Origin of the sequence: Streptomyces sp. NPDC058000, from assembly GCF_042886435.1 — a bacterium.
Classification (GTDB): Bacteria; Actinomycetota; Actinomycetes; order Streptomycetales; family Streptomycetaceae; genus Streptomyces.
The window spans coordinates 80,091-100,067 of record NZ_JBHVQS010000007.1; the positions used below are offsets into that span (position 1 = coordinate 80,091).

The window sequence follows — 19,977 nt, forward strand, 5'->3', positions numbered from 1 at the left end:
CAGTCCGGGAGGGCCACTCGTCGCGCACGTCACATTCACCGAAGGGTTTCGGGGGCTGACTTGGCGGGAAACACACGTGGTTTGCCTGTGTGCGGGTAGCGCTCATCGCCGTCGCACCCCGGAATGAGTGCTCCCACCACCGACCCTACGTCAGTCAGCGTCAACCCCGGGATGACTCCAGCCCCGGAAGAATGACCCGGATCCGGCAACCTCGGGGTGATTCGGCCACCCCGATCCGTCCGCCGTGCAGGTCCACCGCCCAGCGCGCGATCGCCAGGCCCAGCCCCGTCCCGCCGTCGGTGCCCGGACCCGAGGGGGCGGGCCCGCCGCGGTTGAACCGTTCGAAGACCCGGTAGCGCTCGGACTCCGGGATGCCGGGGCCCTCGTCCTGCACCTCCAGCACCAGGCTCTCCGGCCCGTCGCCGCGCCGGGCCCGCACCGTGACCCGGCCGTGCCGCGGGCTGTGCTTGATCGCGTTGTCGATGAGGTTGGCGACGACCTGGTGGAGCCGCTCGGCGTCGGCGTACGCGGTCAGCTCCGGCGGGGAGACGTCGAGGTGGAGGTGGACGTCCGCCCGGGTGTGGGTGCCGGTGCCGGCGAGCCCGGAGAGCGTGGCGGCGCCGCGGCTCATGTTGGCCTCCTTGAGCACCCCGGACAGGTACGGCCAGACCTCGAAGCGGCGGGTGTGCAGCGGCACCACGCCGTTGTCCAGCCGGGACAGGTCCAGCAGGTGCTCCACCAGCCGGCCCAGCCGTTCGGTCTGCTTCAGCGCCGTCCGCATGGTGTCGGCGTCGGGCTCGCAGACGCCGTCGACGACGTTCTCCAGTACCGCGCGCAGCGCCGCGATGGGGGTGCGCAGCTCGTGCGAGACGTTGGCGACCAGTTCCTTGCGGTGGGTGTCGACCGCTTCCAGGTCGGCGGCCATGCGGTTGAAGGCGTCGGCCAGGTCGCCGAACTCGTCGCGGCGGTCCGCGCGCACCCGGCGGGTGTAGTCACCGTGCGCCATCGCCCGGGTCACCTCGGTCATCTCGCCGAGCGGGGCGGTCAGCCCGGTGGCCACGAACTGGGTGATCAGCAGCGAGGCGATGATCGAGAAGACCGTGATCACCCGCAGCTCGGTCGCGGAGTGCATCGCCACGAACACCAGGAGCGTGGTGATGATCACCGAGACGATCACCAGGGCCCCGAGCGCCGCCTTGACCGAGCGGTACGGGTCGAGCGGCCGCAACGCGTCCCAGACCCGGTCCCACAGGTCCCGTGCCCGCGGCCGCCACCGACGGATCATGCGGGCGGGGTCTCCAGGGCGTACCCGACGCCGTGGACCGTGCGGATGCGCTCGGCGCCGATCTTGCGGCGCAGCGCCTTGATGTGGCTGTCGACCGTCCGCGTCCCCGACGCGTCCGCCCAGTCCCAGACCTCGGCCAGCAGCTGCTCGCGGGAGAGCACCGCACGCGGGGTGTTCGCCAGGCAGACCAGCAGGTCGAACTCGGTGGGGGTGAGGTGGACGTCGGTGCCGCGCACCCGCACCCGGCGCTGCGCGTGGTCGATCTCCAGCTCGCCCAGCCGCAGGATGCCGCTGCGCGGGGTGTGCGCGGCCAGTGCGGCCCGCTCGACCCGACGCAGCAGGACGTGCACCCTGGCGGCCAGCTCCCGCATGGAGAACGGTTTGGTCATGTAGTCGTCGGCGCCGACCCCGAGGCCCACCAGCATGTCGGTCTCGTCGTCGCGGGCGGTGAGCATCATCACCGGCACCGGGCGCTGCGCCTGCACCCGGCGGCACACCTCCAGGCCGTCGAAGCCCGGCAGCATCACGTCGAGGACGAGCAGGTCAGGCTGCCACGCCTCGGCCGTGTCGACCGCGGCCGGGCCGTCGGTGGCGGTCTGCACCTGGAAGCCCTCCGCGCGCAGCCGGGCCGCGATGGCATCGACGATCGTCGGATCGTCCTCCACGACCAGCACCCGGCGCTGGGCGCCCGGCGTGGCCGCGGTGGTGCCGCCCTGGGTTGTCTGAGTCTGGTCCATCGCCCGCCCCTGCATGTGCCCTGCGTGGTCGCGTCTTGCTGGGCAGCAGCGTAAGGGCATGATGTGACAGTCGGCTACGCGCCCTACGCGGACCGGAGCGCCAGGTGGACCACGTCCGGGACGCCTCGGGCAACCGGGATCTCTTCGGTCCGTACACCCTCGAATCCGGCATTTCCCAGCGCCCGTTCGAACTCCGACGACGGCTGGGCCGACCACACGGCGAGCACTCCGCCGGGGGTCAGCCGGTCCCGGCAGGCGGCCAGGCCGGCGGGGGAGTAGAGCCCGTCGTTGTCCTCGGTGACGGTCCAGTCCGGGCCGTTGTCGATGTCCAAGCACAGCGCGTCGTACGCGAGTTGGCCGGCGCCCTCGCGCAGGTACGCCACCAGGTCGGTGTGCCGGACCTCGGTGCGCGGGTCGGCCAGTGCCGGTCCGGAGATCGCCGACAGCGGGCCGGAGCGGTGCCAGTCGATCACCGCGGCCTCCCGCTCGACGACCGCGATCCGGCCCCAGCGCGGCTCGGCGGCCGCCCGGGCCAGCGAGAAGCCCACGCCCAGTCCGCCGATCAGCACCGAGGGCTGTGCGCGGTCGGGCGGCAGCGCGGTCAGTGCGGCGTCCACCAGCAGTCGTTCGGAGCGTCCGTCGGAGGTGTCCATCAGGAAGCAGCCGTTGGCGATGATCTCGTAGACCGGGTCGTCCCCCTTCCCGGGCGGGGCAAGGGCGTTGGGGTCCCCGGCGGCCGGGCCCCGGCGCCGCAGCACCACCTCTCCGTAGGGGCCCGCGCGCCGGTCGAGGGTGCGTACGGCCGGCTCGGGGTCGGCGGTCGGATGCCAGGGGTGGGCGGGATCCATGCGGCCATCTTGGCCAACTCCGCGTGCGGTGGTCCAGCGTCGGGCGGACGGTGGGACGGGGCGGGTACCGCGTCCGGCGCGGCGGACGCAGTGCATCGCGCGTGAGTTGAGGGTTGTGATGGATATCACTCACACAGCTGACTCATGGGTTGGCCGTGCACAGTGGATCTCGGACGGTGCGCGGGGTCGTGGAAGGACCTGGGATGGCGAGTGCGGTGGAGACGGCCGGCGGTGCGTCGGCCGGGGACGGGGCGAGTGAGGGCGCTCCGGTGCTCCTCCCCGGGATGCCCCGGCAGCGCGGTGCCGCGGCCGCACCGGCCGCGGACGTCCCGCAGGTCGTGGCGGCGCCGTCGGACGCCCCGGCCCGCCGCCCCTGGACGGGCCTGCACCCCTGGCGGCTGCTCCCCACTCCGGCCGGCACCCCCTTCACCTTCTGCTACGCGCTGCTGCTCGTGGCCACCTCGCTCTTCGCCGAGCAGGGCGACCCCTCCCTGGTCTCCGCACTGCTCCAGGGCTCCAGTACGGACGTGGTCCACCTCGCCCAGGCGCCGCTGCTGGTGCTGGTCGCCAGTGCCCTGTGGATCGCCGGCGGGCTGCTCTCGGGGTACGCCGTCGCCTTCCTCTTCGTCCTGACCGCCCTGGAGCGGCGGATCGGCGGGGTGCGCACCGCGGCGGTGTTCTTCGGCGGGCACGCGCTGGCCACCCTCGCCACCGAGATGCCGGTCGGCTTCTCGGTCGCCGCCGGGGGACTGCCGGACAGCTCGTTGCACCGCCTCGACTACGGCATCAGCTTCGGCGTGATGACCTGCGTCGGGGCGCTCGCCGGACTGCTGCCCGCCTGGGTGCGCTGGCCGCTGCTGGTCGGCGCCGGCTACCAGGCGGTGTCCGGCCTGCTCGCCTACGTCGACCCGATGACCGACTGGGGTCATCTGCTCTCGCTCGGCCTGGGCGTCGCCGCCTGGCCGCTGCTCCGGTACTGGCGGGCGCAGCGCTCCGGGCCCGCCCCGCTGCTGGGCGACCTGGGGCACCCGGCGCTGCGGGCCACCCGGGCGTCCTGACCCCGACACCGCCCGCGCGCACGGCCCGCCGGACACGCCAGCAGCGGCGGTCGCGGAGCACGCCGCGGAGCACATCACGGAGAATGGGGTCCTTCGCGGGCGCTGTGACGGAGGGCGTCCGCCGGCCGCAGGAGCAGAGAAGAACCGTGTCGCACGAGCGCCGCCGCCCCGCCCAGGACCGCACGTCCGCCCCGCCGCAGGCCCCGGACGAGGCCCGGCTCCCGCTGCTCTCCGACTGCGGCAACTGCTTCGGCCTGTGCTGTGTGGCGCTGCCGTTCGCGCGCTCGGCGGACTTCGCCCTCGACAAGGAGGCCGGCCGGCCCTGCCCGAACCTCCGGACCGACTTCCGCTGCGGCGTCCACCGCGACCTGCGGCAGCGCGGCTTCTCCGGCTGCACGGTCTTCGAGTGCTTCGGCGCCGGCCAGAAGATCTCCCAGGTCACCTTCGAGGGGAAGGACTGGCGGACCGCGCCGGAGACCGCCCGGCCGATGTTCGACGCGTTCGCCGTGATGCGCCAGCTGCACGAACTGCTCTGGTACCTGACGGAGGCGGTGGCGCTCCCGGAGTGCCGCCCGGTGCGCGAGGAGCTACGGGCCGCCCTGGAGGAGACCGAGCGGCTGACGGCGGGCACCGCCGAGGAGCTGGCCGGGCTGGACGTGGCCGCCCACCGCGGTGTGGTCAACGTCCTGCTGCTGCGGGTCAGTGAGCTGGTCCGGGCGAAGGTCCCGGGCCGTAAGAAGGAGCGGCGGGGCGCGGACCTGATGGGGGCGCGGCTCAAGGGCGCCGACCTCCGGGGCGCCAACCTGCGCGGGGCGTACCTCATCGCGGCCGACCTCCGGGGTGCCGACCTCCGGTCCGCGGACATGATCGGCGCCGACCTCCGGGATGCCGATCTGCGCGGCGCCGACCTCACCGGCAGCGTCTTCCTGACACAGGCCCAGGTGAACGCGGCCCGGGGCGACGCGACCACCCGGCTGCCGCGCGGGCTGCGCCGCCCCGCCCACTGGTAGCGCCGAATCCCTCCCCTTCCGGTGGGGGCCCACGCCCCCTGCCCCGTAACCGAGTTGCCCGGAGCTGATCGCTCACAGCGAACATGCGGCGGGGAACAACGGCAGGCCGCTCGGCATTGAGTGGGTAAAGCTCAACTTGCTTGCCGAAGGGGAGATCATGACTGCTGATTCGGCGTCCACGGCGCCCACTGAGCCCACCAGGCTTACCCTGCCCGTGCTGCCCCTCGACGACGAGGTCGTCCTGCCCGGCATGGTGGTGCCCCTGGACCTGTCCGACGCCGAGGTGCGAGCCGCAGTGGAGGCCGCCCAGGCCGCCGCCTCGTCAGGCCCGTCGGGCAGCAAGCCCAGAGTGCTGCTGGTGCCGCGGATCGACGGGACGTACGCGGCGATCGGCACGCTCGGGCGGATCGAGCAGGTCGGACGGCTGTCCGACGGTGACCCCGGGGCCCTGATCCGGGGCCTGGGCCGGGTGCGGATCGGCTCCGGCACCACCGGCCCGGGCGCCGCGCTCTGGGTCGAGGGCACCCCCGTCGAGGAGACGGCGCCGGACGCCCTCCCCGGCGCGGTCGGCGAACTCGTCACGGAGTACAAGGCGCTGGCCACCAGCTGGCTGCGCAAGCGCGGCGCCTGGCAGGTCGTCGACCGGGTCACCGGCATCGACGACGTCCCCACCCTCGCCGACAACGCCGGATACCTGCCGTTCCTGACGAGCGAACAGAAGCTCCAGCTGCTGGAGACCACCGACCCGGTCGCCCGGCTGAAGTACGCCACCGACGTGCTCCGCTCCCACCTGGCCGAGCAGGACGTCGCCGAGTCCATCGCCAAGGACGTCCAGGAGGGCGTCGACAAACAGCAGCGGGAATTCCTGCTGCGGCGGCAACTGGAGGCGGTCCGCAAGGAACTGGCCCAGCTCAACGGCGACCCGGAGGACGAGGGCGACGACTACCGCGCCCGGGTCGAGGCCGCCGACCTGCCCGAGGAGGTCCGCACGGCCGCCCTCAAGGAGGTCGACAAGCTGGAGCGGGCCAGCGACCAGAGTCCCGACGGCTCCTGGATCCGCACCTGGCTGGACACCGTCCTGGAACTCCCGTGGCACGAACGGACCGAGGACGCCTACGACATCGCGGGCGCCAAGCGGGTCCTGGACGCGGACCACGCCGGGCTGGAGGACGTCAAGGAGCGGATCACCGAGTACCTGGCGGTGCGCAAGCGGCGGTCGGAGCGCGGGCTCGGCCTGGTGGGCGGGCGCCGCGGCGGCGCCGTACTGGCGCTCGTCGGGCCGCCGGGCGTCGGCAAGACCTCGCTCGGCGAATCCGTCGCGCGGGCCATGGGGCGGAAGTTCGTCCGGGTCGCCCTCGGCGGCGTCCGGGACGAGGCGGAGATCCGCGGCCACCGGCGGACGTACGTCGGCGCGCTGCCCGGCCGGATCGTGCGAGCCATCAAGGAGGCCGGCTCGATGAACCCGGTCGTCCTCCTCGACGAGATCGACAAGGTGGGCTCCGACTACCGGGGCGACCCGGCCGCCGCCCTCCTGGAGGTGCTGGACCCGGCGCAGAACCACACCTTCCGGGACCACTACCTGGAGGTCGAACTGGACCTGTCCGACGTGGTGTTCCTGGCCACCGCCAACGTCCTGGAGGCGATCCCCGAACCGCTGCTGGACCGGATGGAACTGGTCCGGCTGGACGGCTACACCGAGGACGAGAAGGTCGTCATCGCCCGCGACCACCTGGTGCCGCGCCAACTGGAGCGGGCCGGCCTCACGCCGGGCGAGGTGACCGTGGCGGACGACGCGCTGCGCAAGCTGGCCGGCGAGTACACCCGCGAGGCGGGCGTGCGGAATCTGGAGCGGTCGGTCGCCAGGCTGCTGCGCAAGGTGGCCGCCCAGCACGAGCTGGGCGAGCGGGAGCTGCCCTGCACCGTAGGGGTGGACGCGCTGCGCCCGCTCCTCGGGCGGCCGCACCACACCCCGGAGTCGGCCCAGGACCCGGCCGGGCGGCGGACCGCGGTGCCCGGTGTGGTCACCGGTCTCGCGGTCACCGGTGCCGGCGGCGACGTGCTCTACGTGGAGGCGTCGCTGGCCGATCCGGAGACCGGCGCCTCCGGTCTGCAGCTGACCGGTCAGCTGGGCGACGTGATGAAGGAGTCGGCGCATATCGCGCTGTCCTTCCTGCGCTCGCACGGCGCCGAACTGGAGCTGCCGGTGGGCGACCTCAAGGAGCGCGGGGTCCATCTGCACGTCCCGGCCGGCGCCGTCCCCAAGGACGGCCCCAGCGCCGGCATCACGATGACCACCGCGCTGGCCTCGCTGCTGTCCGGCCGCCCGGTCCGTCCGGACGTCGCGATGACCGGTGAGGTCTCGCTCACCGGGCGGGTGCTGCCGATCGGCGGCGTCAAGCAGAAGCTGCTGGCGGCGCACCGGGCCGGCATCACCACCGTGATCATCCCCAAGCGCAACGAACCGGACCTGGACGACGTCCCGGCCGAGATCCTCGAAGCGCTTGCGGTGCACCCGGTCGCGGACGTGCGGCAGGTGCTGGAACTCGCCCTGACGCCGGCCGCGAACGGGGAGCGGCCCGAGGTCCTGGTCGCGGCGTAGCGCCCGGAACGGCCCGGCGGACGGCCGGCCCGCCCCCAGTGGGGAGGGGCCGGCCCGCCGCGCCTCAGTCGTTGGCCAGCGCCTGGAGCCGGTCGTACGCCCCGTTGAAGCTGTTGTGGTCACCGACCGTCGGGCCGGTCGAGGTGTACTGCCAGATGGTGTGGAAGCCCCAGCCGGCCGGGAGTTCGCCGACCGACGAGCCGTAGCGCGGGACCCACAGCGGGTTGATGCTGCCGAAGGCGGAGGAGTTGCCGGTGCACTGCTTCCACCAGCTGGTGGAGGTGTAGACGACGGCGTCCCGACCGGTGCGTGCCTTGTAGGTGGCGAACCAGTCCTTCATCCAGTTCACCAGCCCGGCCGCGCTCAGCCCGTAACAGGTCGAGCCGTAGGGGTTGTACTCCATGTCGAGCGCGCCGGGCAGCGTCTTGCCGTCCTTGGACCAGCCGCCGCCGTGGTCGACGAAGTAGTTGGCCTGGGCGGCGCCGCTGGAGGTGTCCGGTGTGGCGAAGTGGTAGGAGCCGCGGATCATGCCGGAGTTGTAGGAGCCGTTGTACTGCTGCGCGAAGGACGGATTGGTGTAGCTGGTGGATTCCGTGGCCTTGACGTAGGCGAACTTCACGCCGCTGTTCCAGAGCGTCGACCAGGCCACGTTGCCGTTGTGGCTGCTGACGTCCACGCCCTCGACGGAGGCGGTCAGCGAGCGCAGCGGCGGCAGCACGCCGCTCGTGGCGCCCTCGTGCTTGGCGATCTGGGAGCCGGCCCAGTCCTGTTCGGGGTGGCGGGGCTCGGGCGCGCGCCCGGTGGCCGCGGCACCGGCCGTACCGGGCAGGCCGAGGAGGAGGGAGACGGTCGCGAGGAGGGTCCCGGCCGCGGTCGCGCGGGAGCGCACGGAGCGGTGGGGGGAGCCGGATCTGAGCACGGGCATTACGTGCCTCCGTAGATCTCGGTGGATCTCGGTGCGGTGACTTGGCGGAGAAGTGACCTTGCGAAGTGACCTTGAGGGGGGAGGAACCGGCGCCACACTTGGTGTGGCCATGCCAGAAAAGACGATACGCGCGTAGACCCCCGTGATAAAAGGGGGCCGCGAGCTGCCGTTGGTCTAATCCTGCGAAATACTGGCCCAACTGCGGTTCCGTCCGCCCGGGAAGGAAAATTTCCGGCGGCGGAAACGCGCGGAGGGCACAGCGGGGGAATTTCTGGACGGGACAACGCGGGAAAGGGCGCTGACGTGCACGACACCGAAGCCGGCGGTACCACGGCGGACGGCGAGCCGATGGGAGTGGACCCCGCATTCCTGTCCCTGGAACGCGAATTGGCGGTATTCCTGCGCCGGGCCCGCGCCTCCTCCGGCGAACTCGCCCGCGAGGTCCACCCCGACCTCGAACCGGCCGCCTACGGCCTGCTGGTGCGCCTCGCCGACGCCGGCGCCCAACGCGCCACCGACCTCGCCGCCTACTTCGGCGTCGGCAAGGCGACCATAAGCCGCCAACTGAACGCCCTGGAGAAGCTCGGCCTGGTGGCCCGCGCCCCTGACCCGGCCGACGGCCGCGCCGTCCTGGTGCGGATCACCGACGAGGGCCGGGACCGCTTCAACCGCGTCCGCACCGCCCGCCGCGCCCGCTACGCCCGCAACCTCGCCTCCTGGGACCGCGCCGAGGTCGCCGAACTCGCCCGCCTGCTCCACCGGCTGAACGCGGAGCAGGAGGGGGAGGAGGGCTAGGGCCTGCCGATGGATCGGGGTCGGACAGGCTCCGGACCTGCCCGACGGGCCACGGCCGGGTGCGCGGCGTATCCGGCCCCGATCCACCGGGCAGGCCCCCGGTCGCCTCCCGGGCCGAGGCCGCCCGGTCCGGGTCACGGTGCGACGTGGACCACCGCCGCGTCGTCCCGGGCCTTCCCCCGTGGGTGCGCGGCGCACTCCGGGTCCGCCGCCTCCAGGGCCCGCACCCGGTCGATCAGCGCCTGCGGCCCGGCCTCGGCGACCAGCGCCGCGCACTGGGCCCAGGAGCCCGCGCCGAAGACCTCCACCCAGCGGCCCGCGCCGTCGCTCAGCGCGGTCAGGGCGCGGACCTCGGCGCGCGGGGTGGTGCCGGTGACCGCGCGGGCCGCCACGGACGGATCGGCGGCCGCGGTGAAGAAGCCGCCCTCGGCGTTCCGCAGCGCCTCCACCGCGCGGACGTACTCCCGGGCCGCGGCGGCGCGTTCGGCCGAGCCGCGGGGCAGGGCCCGGACCGCCGCGCGCCGGGCGCGGACCGCGGGCGGCGGGTCGTCGAGCCGGGTGTCGAGTACGGGATGCACCGAGCCGTCCGCCTTCTCCAGGAGCAGTACGGAATCGGACAGCACCAGGTGCTCCACGGTCTCCCGGGACCAGCGCGCGGCGACCACCGTTGCCTGGGGAGTGCGGGGGTGAGAAAGGTCACAGGTGGCGCGGTGTGTGTCGGCCGTTCTGGCGAGGGCCGCGGCGAGTACCTCAGTCAGCGTCATGTCGCGGCGTGAAACCGACAGTTCGAGCATTGCGCCCCCGAGCCGGGCGGTGAACCACGGCACGGAATGGACACAGCCGTCGTCCCCCTCCGGTGGGGTCACCCCGTCCAGCAGTACCAGGGCGCCGCCGTCCCCGGAGGCAGGTAGGGCGACCGACGCGTAGTCCTCGTTGGGGCGTTGGGGATCGCCCGGCTCGGTGGCGAGTTCGATGCGCATGTCGGAAAGTCTGCCGGAGGTGGCCGAAAACGCATGGTGGCGGGCCGCCGTGACGGTCGGGTGGGTAACGGTGGCCCGGTCGGGCGCGCAGGGCCCGGGGGCCGGCTGCGGGCGGGCATCCTTCCAGGACCGGCACGCATCTCCAAACCCATCCGGGGGTTGCGCGGGGTTGCGGCCGAAACTGTTGCCGCGCGGAAGTTGATGGTCAAACTCCGATTGCTGTTCACTCGTTCAGGTGGCCGGACATGTGTTGCCGAGCCACTGCGCGACGCCGGTGGAATGGTCGTTTCCCGGATCAACCGGGGTAGTCAGGACGTCCGTCGCGACGCGCAGAGCCGGGCTGTTCCCCTTCGCGGAATTGTGCGCTGCCGCGGTCTTCGCGCAGATCCGCCCCGCGAGCGGTGAGCGAGTCGGGTCCGCGACGCCAACACGGCGTGGGCAGGCGAGACAGGATTGCGAGCAGCGGTGCGGAAGAAGCGGCTTCGGGGCGGCGCAGGGAAGCCGGGGTCACCGGCCGGATCGGTCTCGGTACCGGGCCAGGTGCCCGGTGCGGGACCCGGTACGGCGGGCGACGGCGCGGACGGCTCGGGACGGCGTCCCGCGCGGGTCCGCAACCGACTCATGGGAGCTGTCGCCGTGGTCGCCGTCGCCGTCCTGGGGGCCGGCGCCCCCGCCCTGGCGACCGCCGCCGACAACGCCGGCGGCAGTCAGCACCTGGTCGACCTGGCCGGGGTGAACGCGCAGGCCATCACCCTCGCGCACGCCCTCGCCGACGAGCGGGACGCGATGACCGCGTACGTCGCCGCCGGCCGCACCGGCCGCAACGTCACCGCCGCCCCCACCGAGTCCCAGCGCGCCCAGGTGGACCGGCAGATCGACGAACTGCGCGGCCAGGCCCAGGGGGTGGCCGGGGACACCGGCGCGTTCGCCGCCGCCGACAAGCTCCTCAAGCAGCTGCCGGAGACCCGCCAGACGGCGCTCGCCGGGCCGGCCACCGCCGATCAGGTCTACGACGCCTACAGCCAGGTCGTCCAGGCGCTCGGCACGATCAGCGACGACATCGCCCGCGGACTGCCCGCCCGGGCCGACGCCGGGGCGGCCGACACCCGTGCGCTGCCCGCCCTCGGCCGGGCCGTCGACCAGGCCGCCGCCGCCCAGACGCTGCTGCTCGCCGGCCTCAAGGCGGGCGGCACCCAGCCCCGGCTGACCGCCGCCGCGCAGGTCGCCCACGTCCGCGAGCAGGGCGCGCTCGGCGACTTCAACCAGGCCGCCAGCCAGGACGCCCGGGACCGCTTCCAACGCACCGTCAACGGCACCGACGTCGACACCGCCGAGCGCTACCTCACCAAGCTGACCGACCAGCCCTACCTGGACGCCACGGACCTGGCCCTGAGCCGGCGCCGGGTGCAGGCCGCCCTCACGGCCCGGGTCGGCCTGATGCGGGGCGTCGAATCGGCCCTCGGCACCGCCGAGGTCCAGCGCCTGGGGCAGTTGCGCGACGACGACGTGACGGACCTGGAGATCGCCATCGGTCTGGAGGGCCTCTGCCTGCTGGTCGCCGTCGGCACCGGCGTCTGGGCCGCCCGCACCCTGACCCAGCCGCTGGCCGCGCTGCGGATCGGCGCCAAGCGGCTGGCGGCCGACCCCGGCCACGAGGAGCCCATCGGCTACAAGGGCCGCAACGACGAGTTCGCCGCCACCGTCCGGTCCGTCAACACCCTGCACGCCCAGATCGCCGACACCGCACGGCGCACCGCCGAGATGGAGGGCGAGCGCAAGCGGCTGGTCGGCGGGCGGCAGCGGCTGGTCGCCGAGCGGGAGGTCCTCCAGGAGCAGGCGGAGGCCCTCAAGGAAGAGGTCGCCGCGCTCAACGAGCGGCTGGCGGTGCTGCGCACCGGCGTCCACGGCCGGTTCGTCAACCTCTCCCTGCGCACCCTCGGCCTGGTGGAGCGTCAGCTCGCGGTCATCGAGTCCCTGGAGGAGAGCGAGCAGGACCCGGAGCGGCTGGACACCCTGTTCAAGCTGGACCACTTCGGCGCGCGGATGCGCCGTAACAGCGAGAACCTGCTGGTGCTGGCCGGCGCCGAACAGCACGGCAGCAGCCACGCCGGGCCGGTGCCGCTGCTGGACATGCTGCGCGCCGCGGTCAGCGAGATCGAACGGTACGAGCGGGTGCGCATCACCTCGCTGCCGCCGCACGCCCAGGTCGCGGGGTTCGCCGCCGACGACGTCAGCCACCTGGTCGCCGAACTCCTGGAGAACGCCACCGCGTTCTCCCCGCCGGACGCCCACGTCGAGCTGTCCGGCTGGCTGCTGGAGAGCGGCGAGCTGATGCTCTCGGTCGAGGACGAGGGCATCGGGATGACCGCGGACCGGCTGGCGGAGGTCAACGAGCGGCTCTCCGACGCGGAGGCCGCATCGACCTCCGAGAGCGTGGACGAGGCGCTGGGCCTCGGCCTGTACGTGGTGGTGCGGCTGGCCGCCCGGCACGGCGTGCGGGTCCAGCTGCGGGACCGGAAGCAGGGCGGCATCACCGCCGTCGTCGTGCTGCCCGGCTCGATCCTGCCGAACCGGCCGGGACCGGTACCGGCCGCCCCGACGGCGAGCCGGGCCGTGCCGTCCGCGCCGACCCTCCCGGGCTCGATCGCGGAGGCCAACTCCAACACCCTCCAGACGCGGATGAACCGGCTCGACCCGGCGGTACCGCCGGCCGTCGAGGCGCCCCCCGCGGCCGTCCCCACCCCGGCGGCGGACGCACCGTCCGCCGAGGCCGAGCCGGCGCCGGAACCGGCGCCGGAACCCGCCGCCCAGCCGCCGGCCGGCGGTCGCGGACTCGCCGGCGACCCGTTCGTCGCCGCGGCCGAGCGCGCCATCGACGCGGCCGGACTCAGCACCCAGGCCGCGGCGGAACCGACGGCACCCGCCGAGCCGGCAGAGCTGTCCGAGCAAGCCGAACAGGTGGGGCAGGCCGAGCAGGTGGCGCCGGCCGTACCGGCCCAGGCCCAGGGCCCGTCCCAGGTCCCGACCACGCCGCCCGCCGCCCCGGAGCCCGCTGCCGAAACCGAACCGAGCCCATACGGCCCGCAGTCCCCCGGCCCGTACGCCGCCGGGACCACCGCCGGCACCACCGGCGAGCACACCCGCCCCGGGGAGACCACGCCGCCGGCCGAGGGCACGCCCCCGGCCGAGGGCGCCCCGGCCGTCCCGGCGCCCGGCAAGCGGCGGCACGCCGCCCCGGCACCCGCCACCCCCGACCCGTACGCCATCGGGCCGGACCAGCACACCCGCCCGGCACCGGAAGGGGTGCCCGACGGCGCCCCGGAGCCGGTCGCCGCCCCGGACCCGGCACTCCCGGGCCAGGCATCCCCGGCGCAGGCACCCGGTGCGCCCCGGCCGCAACGCCGGACCACCACCGGGCTGCCCAAGCGCACCCCGAAGAACGTGGCGCAGAAGAAGGCGCCCGCCGCGCCCCGCAAGACCGGTGCCGCCAACGCCGAGGCACTGCGCCGCCGGCTCGGCGGCTTCCAGCAAGGAGCGCGGAACGGCCGACGCGATGTGGCGGCCGAGATCGCGGATCACACCGCGGACCAGACCATCCCAGAGACGGACACCGACGGAGCGGGGGCCCCGGGAGAAAGCCATATCGGCGAGGAGGCACGCGATTGAAGGCGCAAGCGCCCACTGCTTATGGACACGGACTGAGTAGCCAGGCACGCAACCTGCACTGGTTGCTGACCAATTTGGTGGATGAGGTGCCCGGCGTCCACTCGGTCGCGGTGGTGTCCTCCGACGGTCTGCTGCTGCTGTCCTCCGACCCCGAGCGGGCCGAGGCCACGCCGGTCCACACCGGCGACGACGAGGGCCCCCGGGGCTCCAGCGCCGACCTCGCCACCATCGTGTCCGGCCTCGGCAGCCTCACCAACGGCGCGGCCAAGCTGATGGACGGCGGAGCCGTCAAGCAGACGATGGTCGCGATGGACGAGGGCAGCCTGTTCGTCATGTCGATCAGCGACGGCTCGCTGCTCGGCGTGCACGCCACCCCGGACTGCGATATGAGCGTCATCGCCTACCACATGGCGCTGTTCGTCGGCCGGGCCGGTCACGTCCTCACCCCCGAACTCCGCACCGAACTGCGCAAGTCGATGGAGAACGTCCAGTGAGTAGTACTCCGCAACTCCCCGTGCGCGGCGGGGATCGCAAACCCGCGCGGGTCCGGCCGTATTCGCTGACCGGCGGCCGGACGCGGTTCGGCCACGTGCTGCTCGTCGAGACGTTCGTGGCCGCGCTGGAGGCCCCCGAGGAGCGCCGCGAGCTGACCTCGGGCGGTTGGGGGGACCGCGTGATGCCGGAGATGCGCGCGATCGTCGAGCTGTGCCGCCGGATGCGCTCGGTCGCGGAGATCTCCGCACTGCTCAAGATGCCGCTGGGCGTGGTCCGCGTCCTGCTCAGCGATCTTGCCGACCAGGGAAAGATTCGCGTCTACGGCACCGGGCACGGCACCGGCCGGCCCGACCGCGCGCTGCTCGAAAGGGTGCTGAGTGGACTTCACAGGCTCTGACACGATAGCGGCCGGGACCAGGCCGGCCGCCGGCTCCACGGCACCGGCCGGCCCGGCCACCGCCGCCGACGCGGGGCTGCAGAGCTGGCAGATGGACCGGGCGCAGGCGCCGGTCGCCACCAAGATCGTGGTGGCCGGTGGCTTCGGCGTCGGCAAGACCACCTTCGTCGGATCGGTCTCGGAGATCACCCCGCTCCAGACCGAGGCGGTGATGACCGAGGCCAGCGAGGCGACCGACGACCTGACCGCGACGCCGGAGAAGACCACGACCACGGTCGCCATGGACTTCGGCCGGATCACCCTCGACCAGGAACTGGTGCTGTACCTCTTCGGTACGCCCGGCCAGCAGCGCTTCTGGTTCATGTGGGACGACCTGGTGCGCGGCGCGATCGGCGCGATCGTGATGGCCGACACCCGCCGGCTGGAGGACTGCTTCCCGGCGCTCGACTACTTCGAGAGCTGCGGACTGCCGTACGTCGTCGCGGTCAACCACTTCGAGGGGACCGAGCGGTTCGACGTGGAGGACGTCCGGGACGCGCTGACCGTGCCGCCGGAGGTGCCCGTCGTGGTGATGGACGCGCGGCGCCGGCCCACCGTCATCCAGGCACTGCTCGCGCTGGTCGGCCACGCCCTGGACGTCACCCCCGAATAGCCTCTTTCCCGCCACCCCTCAGGCACCCCGAACAGCAGGAACAGAGAAGAGCCCGCCATGCGGAAGATACTCATCGTCGGAGCCGGGCAGTCCGGTCTCCAACTCGCGCTCGGCCTCCAGTCCCAGGGCTACGAGGTCACCCTGATGTCCAACCGCACCGCCGACGAGATCCGCTCCGGCCGGGTCATGTCGACGCAGTGCATGTTCGACACCGCCCTCCAGCACGAGCGCGACCTGACACTCAACTTCTGGGAGAGCCAGGCACCGCGCATCGAGGGCCTGGGCGTCTCGGTCGCCGCCCCCGGCAGCCACGCCGAGCCCGACGGCACCCAGCGCGCCATCGACTGGGTCGGCAAGCTCGACGGCTACGCCCAGTCCGTCGACCAGCGGGTCAAGATGGCCGGCTGGGTGGAGACCTTCGCGCAGCGCGGCGGCCAGGTGGTCATCCACGGCGCGGCAGTCTCCGACCTGGACTTCTTCGCACAGCGCTACGACCTGACGCTGGTCTCGGCCGGTAAGGGCGAGCTGGTGTCGATGTTCGGCCGGGACGCCGCCCGCTCGCCGTACGACGCCCCGCAGCGCGCGCTGGCCGTCTCCTACGTCCACGGCATGGGCCCGCGCCCGGAGCACCCGGAGTACGACGCGGTGCGCTGCAACATCGTCCCCGGCGTCGGCGAACTGTTCGTCATGCCGACCCTGACCGTCTCCGGCCGCGCCGACATCCTCTTCTGGGAGGGCATCCCCGGCGGCCCGGTGGACGCCTTCCAGGGCGTGCGGGACCCCCAGGAGCACCTGGCCATCACGCTGGACCTGATGAAGACGTTCCTGCCGTGGGAGTACGCGCGCAGCGCCGAGGTCGAACTGACCGACGCCAACGGCACGCTGGCCGGCCGCTACGCCCCGACCGTCCGCAACCCGATCGGCAAGCTGCCCTCCGGCGGCCTGGTCCTGGGCGTCGCGGACGTGGTGGTCGCCAACGACCCGATCACCGGCCAGGGCTCCAACTCGGCGTCCAAGTGCGCCGCGGCCTACCTCGACGCCATCGTCGAGCACGGTGACCGGCCGTTCGACGCGGAGTGGATGCGGACCGCCTTCGACCGCTACTGGGAGACCGCCCGGCACGTCACCAAGTGGACCAACGCGATGCTGGCGCCGCCGCCGGAGCACATCCTGAACCTGCTCGGCGCCGCCGGCCAGCTCCAGCCGGCCGCCGACCGGTTCGCCAACGGCTTCGACGACCCGTCCGACTTCGAGAACTTCTTCTTCGAGCCCGAGAAGACGGCCGCGTACCTGGCGTCGCTGACCGGCGCCTGACGGGGCCCCTGAACAGCGGTCCCGCGGCCGTCACCGGCCGATATCGGTCATCGCCGGTCGTCGCCGCCCGTCGGTCATCAGCCCTCAGTACGCGCCGGAAGGTCGTTCATCTCGATGCTTCTGAGCCGTTTCCTCGCCCTCGGGGGCAGTCGCATGCCATGATCCTTTCGGCTTTGCCGATGACGATGACTGCTTACTACGGAGTGGGGACAACGTGGCCGAGCGCCAGAACGGCACTGTGAAGTGGTTCAACGACGAGAAGGGCTACGGCTTCATCACGCCGGAGTCCGGCCCCGACCTGTTCGTGCATTTCCGGGCGATCGAGGGAAACGGCTTCAAGAGCCTTCAGGAAGGCCAGAAGGTTACCTTCGAGGCCGTTCAGGGGCAGAAGGGGATGCAGGCCGACAAGGTCCAGGTAGCCGCCTAGGCATTCCCTCCGGATCGGCGAACGGCCCTACCCGGGTGACCGGGTAGGGCCGTCCGCGTTCCGCGCCGGGGCCTACTTCAGGACCGCGAGGGCGGCGTCGTAGTTCGGCTCCTCGCTGATCTCCGGGACCAGCTGCGAGTGGAGGACCGTGTCGTTCTCGTCCAGCACGACGACGGCGCGGGCGGCCAGCCCCGCGAGCGGCCCCTCGGCGATCGCCACGCCGTAGTCCGCGCGGAACTCCGGGCTGCGGAAGGTGGAGAGGCTCTGCACGTTCGTAAGCCCCTCGGCGCCGCAGAACCGGCCCTGGGCGAAGGGCAGGTCGGCGGAGATGCACAGCACCACCGTGTCGGCGAGCTCGCCGGCCCGCTCGTTGAACGTGCGGACGGAAGCCGCGCAGGTCGGGGTGTCGACGCTGGGGAAGATGTTCAGAACCTTGCGCTTGCCGGCGAAGTCCTTCAGCGACTTGTCCGCCAGCCCCTCGCCGACCAGGGTGAAAGCCGGCGCCTGGCTGCCGGTGTCGGGCAGGCCGCCGTCGATCCGTACCGGGTTGCCCTTCAGCGTGACCTGAGCCATGGGGCTCCTCCTTCGATAGTCATGTCGCAACCCCGTGATCGTACTGGGGGTGGGCAGGTGGCCACGGAGAGCGGGTCGGGCGCACGCCCGGCGGGCCGTGCGGTGGTCCGTCGGCCTGCGGTGTCAACGCCGCTTCCCCCAGGGCCACTTGGGGCCTTTGCCGGCCCGGCCCTCCGGGTCGTAGGCGTACTGCCAGCCGCGTGGCAGCCCCAGGCGGCCGGTGGGGCCGGGAACCCGGCGGTAGACGTGGACCTCCGGCGGCCGGCCGTCGTCGCGGGGTACCGGGATCTCGTAAGTCTTCGGGGGCAGGCCGGTGGGGCCGACCAGGACCGGGAGGACCCGGCCGTCCAGGGGGCCGCCGACGAAGAGGGTGTTCTCGCTACGCACCGCCCCAGTCTCACAGCAGGTGGGCGGCCTCGCTCACGACGGGCAGGATCCGGCGCGCCAGCTCGCCGGCCGGGCCGTCGGGGGCCTCCCGCTTCAGCGCCGCCCGGATCACCCGCGCGCTCTGCGGGTCCCGGGCCGCGGTGGCGGTCAGCAGCGCGACGAAGTGGTCCACCAGCCAGTCCCGCAGCTCGTCGAGGGTTGGCTGCTTCTCCTCGTCGAGCCAGATCAGTGAGGCGGCCTCGACCGCGGTGATCCACATCCGGACCGTGGTCCGCAGCCGCGGGCCCGGCGCCGGCTCGCCGAGGTGGTGCAGGATCTGCTCGGCGGCGGCGCGCCGGACCTCGTCCACGATCGCGGTCGTCCGGGACGTCTCGACCACGCTGCCGCCCTGGAGCAGGGCGCTGAACCCGGCGTCGTGCTGGTCGACGAAGGCCAAGTAGCGGTCCAGGGCGTGGCCCAGCCGCTGGGTGAGCGGGCCGGTCTCCGGCTCCGCGAAGCACTGCTCCAGCTCGTTCGCTGCGCTGCGCAGCGCCGCCTCGTACAACTGCTGCTTGCCGCCGGGGAAGTAGCGGTAGACGAGCGGCCGGGAGACCTCGGCGGCGGTCGCGACGTCGTCCAACGAGACGTCCTCCGGCACGCGCTGGGCGAACAGGCCCAACGCGGCGGCCAGCAGCTGGCTGCGGCGCTGCTCCACGCTCAGCCTGCGGTAGGCGGGTCTGGGTACTGCTGGGGCGGTGCCGCTGCCGTTCATGAACAGCAGCGTAACCGCCGGGGATTTCCCCTCGTACAGGTGCTCGGGGCGCAGCGGGCCGCGGGCGGGGCGTTCAGGCCAGCAGTCCCGAGCTGCGCCACAGTCGGCGGCCCACTCCGCGCAGCACCCCGATGTCGTCGAGGAAGTCGGTCAGCCGCTTGGCGCCGTTCTGCATGACCTCCCGCCGGTGGCCGCTGGCCTTCACCTGCGCCATGGCCGCCCGCTTGTCCAGGCCGACATTGGTGTAGACGTCGGGGTTGATGAAGGCGATGGCGAAGACCCGGGCGAACTCGCCGGAGGTGACCCGGGTGAACTCCTGCGACCACTTCGGTGCGGTCACCATCTGCCGCCGCAGTTCCTCGCGTGCGTAGCGCACGTGCCGGGCCTCCTCCACCACGTGGATCCGCGTGACGCCCCGGACCAGGGGCTGCACCCGCTCGTCCGGGAAGGTCAGCCGCTGCATCCAGTCGAGGACCTCCTCGCCGAGCAGGGTCGCGGTGAAGGAGCCCGGGGTGGTGGAGATCGTTTTGAAGACGCGGCCGAGGTTCTGGTGCGCCCGGCCGACCGGGTACCAGGGCGTGTCCCCGCGCGAGATCAGCCGGGCGAACATCTTGGAGTGCCGGCACTCGTCCTCGATCTCGGTGAGCGCGTACCGGACGTGTGCGCTGGTGGCCGGCTTGTCGTAGATGTGCCGGACGAGCAGCTGCATGAGGATGATCTCGAACCAGATGCCGAGCGAGGCGAGCGCCGCGGCCTCGTGCTGGGAGAGCAGGATGCGCTGCTCCTCGCTCATCCGCCGCCACATCGGGGTGTCGTAGAGCGACACCAGCTCCGGCGGCCAGAACCACTTGCCCGCTTCGAAGGGGGCGTCCCAGTCGAGTTCGGTGTCGGGGTCGAAGGAGTGCTTGGCGGAGGAGGCGAGCAGCCGCTCGGCGATCTGCTCCCGGTCCTTGAGCAGCCCGAGGGCATCCCGCAGGACGTCGAGGTCCGCTTCGGTCATTGCGGTGGGCGCGCTCGTCATGGCTCTGGCTACACCTCATAGTCGGAGTTACCCGCGGTCACATGCGGCTGCCTCTTA

Annotated in this window: 19 protein-coding genes; 10 read left to right on the plus strand and 9 right to left on the minus strand. The window is 72.9% G+C overall.

Annotated features, from left to right (window positions below):
• Positions 1-160: 160 nt before the first annotated feature.
• The 3 genes from ACFVT2_RS10260 to ACFVT2_RS10270 all read right to left on the minus strand — a co-directional run bounded on the left by ACFVT2_RS10260 (position 161) and on the right by ACFVT2_RS10270 (position 2,870).
• Positions 161-1,285, minus strand: a complete 1,125-nt coding sequence (locus ACFVT2_RS10260; RefSeq protein ID WP_390014659.1) for a sensor histidine kinase — start codon at positions 1,283-1,285, stop codon at positions 161-163.
• Positions 1,282-2,022, minus strand: a complete 741-nt coding sequence (locus ACFVT2_RS10265; RefSeq protein WP_274913320.1) for a response regulator transcription factor — start codon at positions 2,020-2,022, stop codon at positions 1,282-1,284. Before ACFVT2_RS10265 ends, ACFVT2_RS10260 begins: the two co-directional genes overlap by 4 nt.
• A gap of 83 nt (positions 2,023-2,105) precedes the next feature.
• Positions 2,106-2,870 (minus strand): spermidine synthase, encoded by a 765-nt coding sequence (locus ACFVT2_RS10270; protein WP_390014662.1) that lies wholly within the window; start codon positions 2,868-2,870, stop codon positions 2,106-2,108.
• Positions 2,871-3,073: 203 nt separating this feature from the next.
• Between ACFVT2_RS10270 and ACFVT2_RS10275 the strand changes: the two genes are divergently transcribed.
• From ACFVT2_RS10275 to lon, 3 genes are all read left to right on the plus strand, one after another.
• A complete protein-coding gene (locus tag ACFVT2_RS10275; protein WP_390014665.1) occupies positions 3,074-3,928 on the plus strand; it encodes a rhomboid-like protein in 855 nt (284 codons plus the stop codon).
• Positions 3,929-4,074: 146 nt separating this feature from the next.
• A complete protein-coding gene (locus ACFVT2_RS10280) occupies positions 4,075-4,938 on the plus strand; it encodes a pentapeptide repeat-containing protein (protein ID WP_390014669.1) in 864 nt (287 codons plus the stop codon).
• Positions 4,939-5,095: 157 nt separating this feature from the next.
• Positions 5,096-7,537 carry an endopeptidase La gene (gene lon, locus ACFVT2_RS10285; protein ID WP_390014671.1) on the plus strand — a complete coding sequence of 814 codons (2,442 nt, stop codon included), beginning with the start codon at positions 5,096-5,098 and terminating at the stop codon, positions 7,535-7,537.
• Positions 7,538-7,601: 64 nt separating this feature from the next.
• Here the strand turns inward: lon and ACFVT2_RS10290 are convergent, their stop codons facing one another.
• A complete protein-coding gene (locus ACFVT2_RS10290) occupies positions 7,602-8,462 on the minus strand; it encodes a lysozyme (RefSeq protein ID WP_390014674.1) in 861 nt (286 codons plus the stop codon).
• 303 nt (positions 8,463-8,765) lie between these two features.
• On the opposite strand from ACFVT2_RS10290, the gene ACFVT2_RS10295 reads away from it, so the two are divergent.
• A complete protein-coding gene (locus tag ACFVT2_RS10295; RefSeq protein WP_390014676.1) occupies positions 8,766-9,257 on the plus strand; it encodes a MarR family winged helix-turn-helix transcriptional regulator in 492 nt (163 codons plus the stop codon).
• 134 nt (positions 9,258-9,391) lie between these two features.
• Here the strand turns inward: ACFVT2_RS10295 and ACFVT2_RS10300 are convergent, their stop codons facing one another.
• Positions 9,392-10,237, minus strand: coding sequence for a hypothetical protein (locus ACFVT2_RS10300; RefSeq protein WP_390014679.1), 846 nt, complete (start codon positions 10,235-10,237; stop codon positions 9,392-9,394).
• 621 nt (positions 10,238-10,858) lie between these two features.
• Between ACFVT2_RS10300 and ACFVT2_RS10305 the strand changes: the two genes are divergently transcribed.
• From ACFVT2_RS10305 to ACFVT2_RS10330, 6 genes are all read left to right on the plus strand, one after another.
• Positions 10,859-13,903, plus strand: a complete 3,045-nt coding sequence (locus ACFVT2_RS10305; RefSeq protein WP_390014682.1) for a nitrate- and nitrite sensing domain-containing protein — start codon at positions 10,859-10,861, stop codon at positions 13,901-13,903.
• Positions 13,900-14,397 carry a roadblock/LC7 domain-containing protein gene (locus ACFVT2_RS10310; protein ID WP_390014685.1) on the plus strand — a complete coding sequence of 166 codons (498 nt, stop codon included), beginning with the start codon at positions 13,900-13,902 and terminating at the stop codon, positions 14,395-14,397. The genes ACFVT2_RS10305 and ACFVT2_RS10310 overlap by 4 nt, the downstream gene beginning before the upstream one ends.
• Entirely contained in the window at positions 14,394-14,795 is a 402-nt protein-coding gene (locus tag ACFVT2_RS10315) for a DUF742 domain-containing protein (protein ID WP_390014688.1), read from the plus strand. The genes ACFVT2_RS10310 and ACFVT2_RS10315 overlap by 4 nt, the downstream gene beginning before the upstream one ends.
• Positions 14,776-15,447 carry an ATP/GTP-binding protein gene (locus tag ACFVT2_RS10320; RefSeq protein ID WP_390014691.1) on the plus strand — a complete coding sequence of 224 codons (672 nt, stop codon included), beginning with the start codon at positions 14,776-14,778 and terminating at the stop codon, positions 15,445-15,447. Before ACFVT2_RS10315 ends, ACFVT2_RS10320 begins: the two co-directional genes overlap by 20 nt.
• 57 nt (positions 15,448-15,504) lie before the next feature.
• Positions 15,505-16,761: a styrene monooxygenase/indole monooxygenase family protein gene (locus tag ACFVT2_RS10325; protein WP_390014693.1), complete on the plus strand. Its 1,257-nt coding sequence runs from the start codon at positions 15,505-15,507 to the stop codon at positions 16,759-16,761.
• A 214-nt stretch (positions 16,762-16,975) separates the two neighbouring features.
• Complete coding sequence (locus ACFVT2_RS10330) at positions 16,976-17,188, plus strand: cold-shock protein (protein WP_390014696.1); 213 nt, start codon at positions 16,976-16,978, stop codon at positions 17,186-17,188.
• A 72-nt stretch (positions 17,189-17,260) separates the two neighbouring features.
• Here ACFVT2_RS10330 and tpx read toward each other — a convergent pair whose 3' ends face one another.
• The 4 genes from tpx to ACFVT2_RS10350 all read right to left on the minus strand — a co-directional run bounded on the left by tpx (position 17,261) and on the right by ACFVT2_RS10350 (position 19,899).
• On the minus strand, positions 17,261-17,761 hold the full coding sequence (gene tpx, locus ACFVT2_RS10335; RefSeq protein WP_390014698.1) for a thiol peroxidase: 501 nt from the start codon (positions 17,759-17,761) through the stop codon (positions 17,261-17,263).
• Positions 17,762-17,884: 123 nt separating this feature from the next.
• Positions 17,885-18,148, minus strand: a complete 264-nt coding sequence (locus tag ACFVT2_RS10340) for a hypothetical protein (RefSeq protein ID WP_390014701.1) — start codon at positions 18,146-18,148, stop codon at positions 17,885-17,887.
• 10 nt (positions 18,149-18,158) lie between these two features.
• Complete coding sequence (locus tag ACFVT2_RS10345) at positions 18,159-18,899, minus strand: TetR/AcrR family transcriptional regulator (protein ID WP_390014703.1); 741 nt, start codon at positions 18,897-18,899, stop codon at positions 18,159-18,161.
• A gap of 73 nt (positions 18,900-18,972) precedes the next feature.
• On the minus strand, positions 18,973-19,899 hold the full coding sequence (locus tag ACFVT2_RS10350; protein ID WP_390014963.1) for a diiron oxygenase: 927 nt from the start codon (positions 19,897-19,899) through the stop codon (positions 18,973-18,975).
• Positions 19,900-19,977: the final 78 nt, after the last annotated feature.

Coding starts and splice junctions, on each gene's coding strand:
- ACFVT2_RS10260 (WP_390014659.1), bottom strand. CDS start 1,285: ATGATCCGTCGGTGGCGGCCGCGGGCACGGGACCTGTGGGACCGGGTC.
- ACFVT2_RS10265 (WP_274913320.1), bottom strand. CDS start 2,022: ATGGACCAGACTCAGACAACCCAGGGCGGCACCACCGCGGCCACGCCG.
- ACFVT2_RS10270 (WP_390014662.1), bottom strand. CDS start 2,870: ATGGATCCCGCCCACCCCTGGCATCCGACCGCCGACCCCGAGCCGGCC.
- ACFVT2_RS10275 (WP_390014665.1), top strand. CDS start 3,074: ATGGCGAGTGCGGTGGAGACGGCCGGCGGTGCGTCGGCCGGGGACGGG.
- lon (WP_390014671.1), top strand. CDS start 5,096: ATGACTGCTGATTCGGCGTCCACGGCGCCCACTGAGCCCACCAGGCTT.
- ACFVT2_RS10290 (WP_390014674.1), bottom strand. CDS start 8,462: ATGCCCGTGCTCAGATCCGGCTCCCCCCACCGCTCCGTGCGCTCCCGC.
- ACFVT2_RS10300 (WP_390014679.1), bottom strand. CDS start 10,237: ATGCGCATCGAACTCGCCACCGAGCCGGGCGATCCCCAACGCCCCAAC.
- ACFVT2_RS10305 (WP_390014682.1), top strand. CDS start 10,859: ATGGGAGCTGTCGCCGTGGTCGCCGTCGCCGTCCTGGGGGCCGGCGCC.
- ACFVT2_RS10325 (WP_390014693.1), top strand. CDS start 15,505: ATGCGGAAGATACTCATCGTCGGAGCCGGGCAGTCCGGTCTCCAACTC.
- tpx (WP_390014698.1), bottom strand. CDS start 17,761: ATGGCTCAGGTCACGCTGAAGGGCAACCCGGTACGGATCGACGGCGGC.
- ACFVT2_RS10345 (WP_390014703.1), bottom strand. CDS start 18,899: ATGAACGGCAGCGGCACCGCCCCAGCAGTACCCAGACCCGCCTACCGC.
- ACFVT2_RS10350 (WP_390014963.1), bottom strand. CDS start 19,899: ATGACCGAAGCGGACCTCGACGTCCTGCGGGATGCCCTCGGGCTGCTC.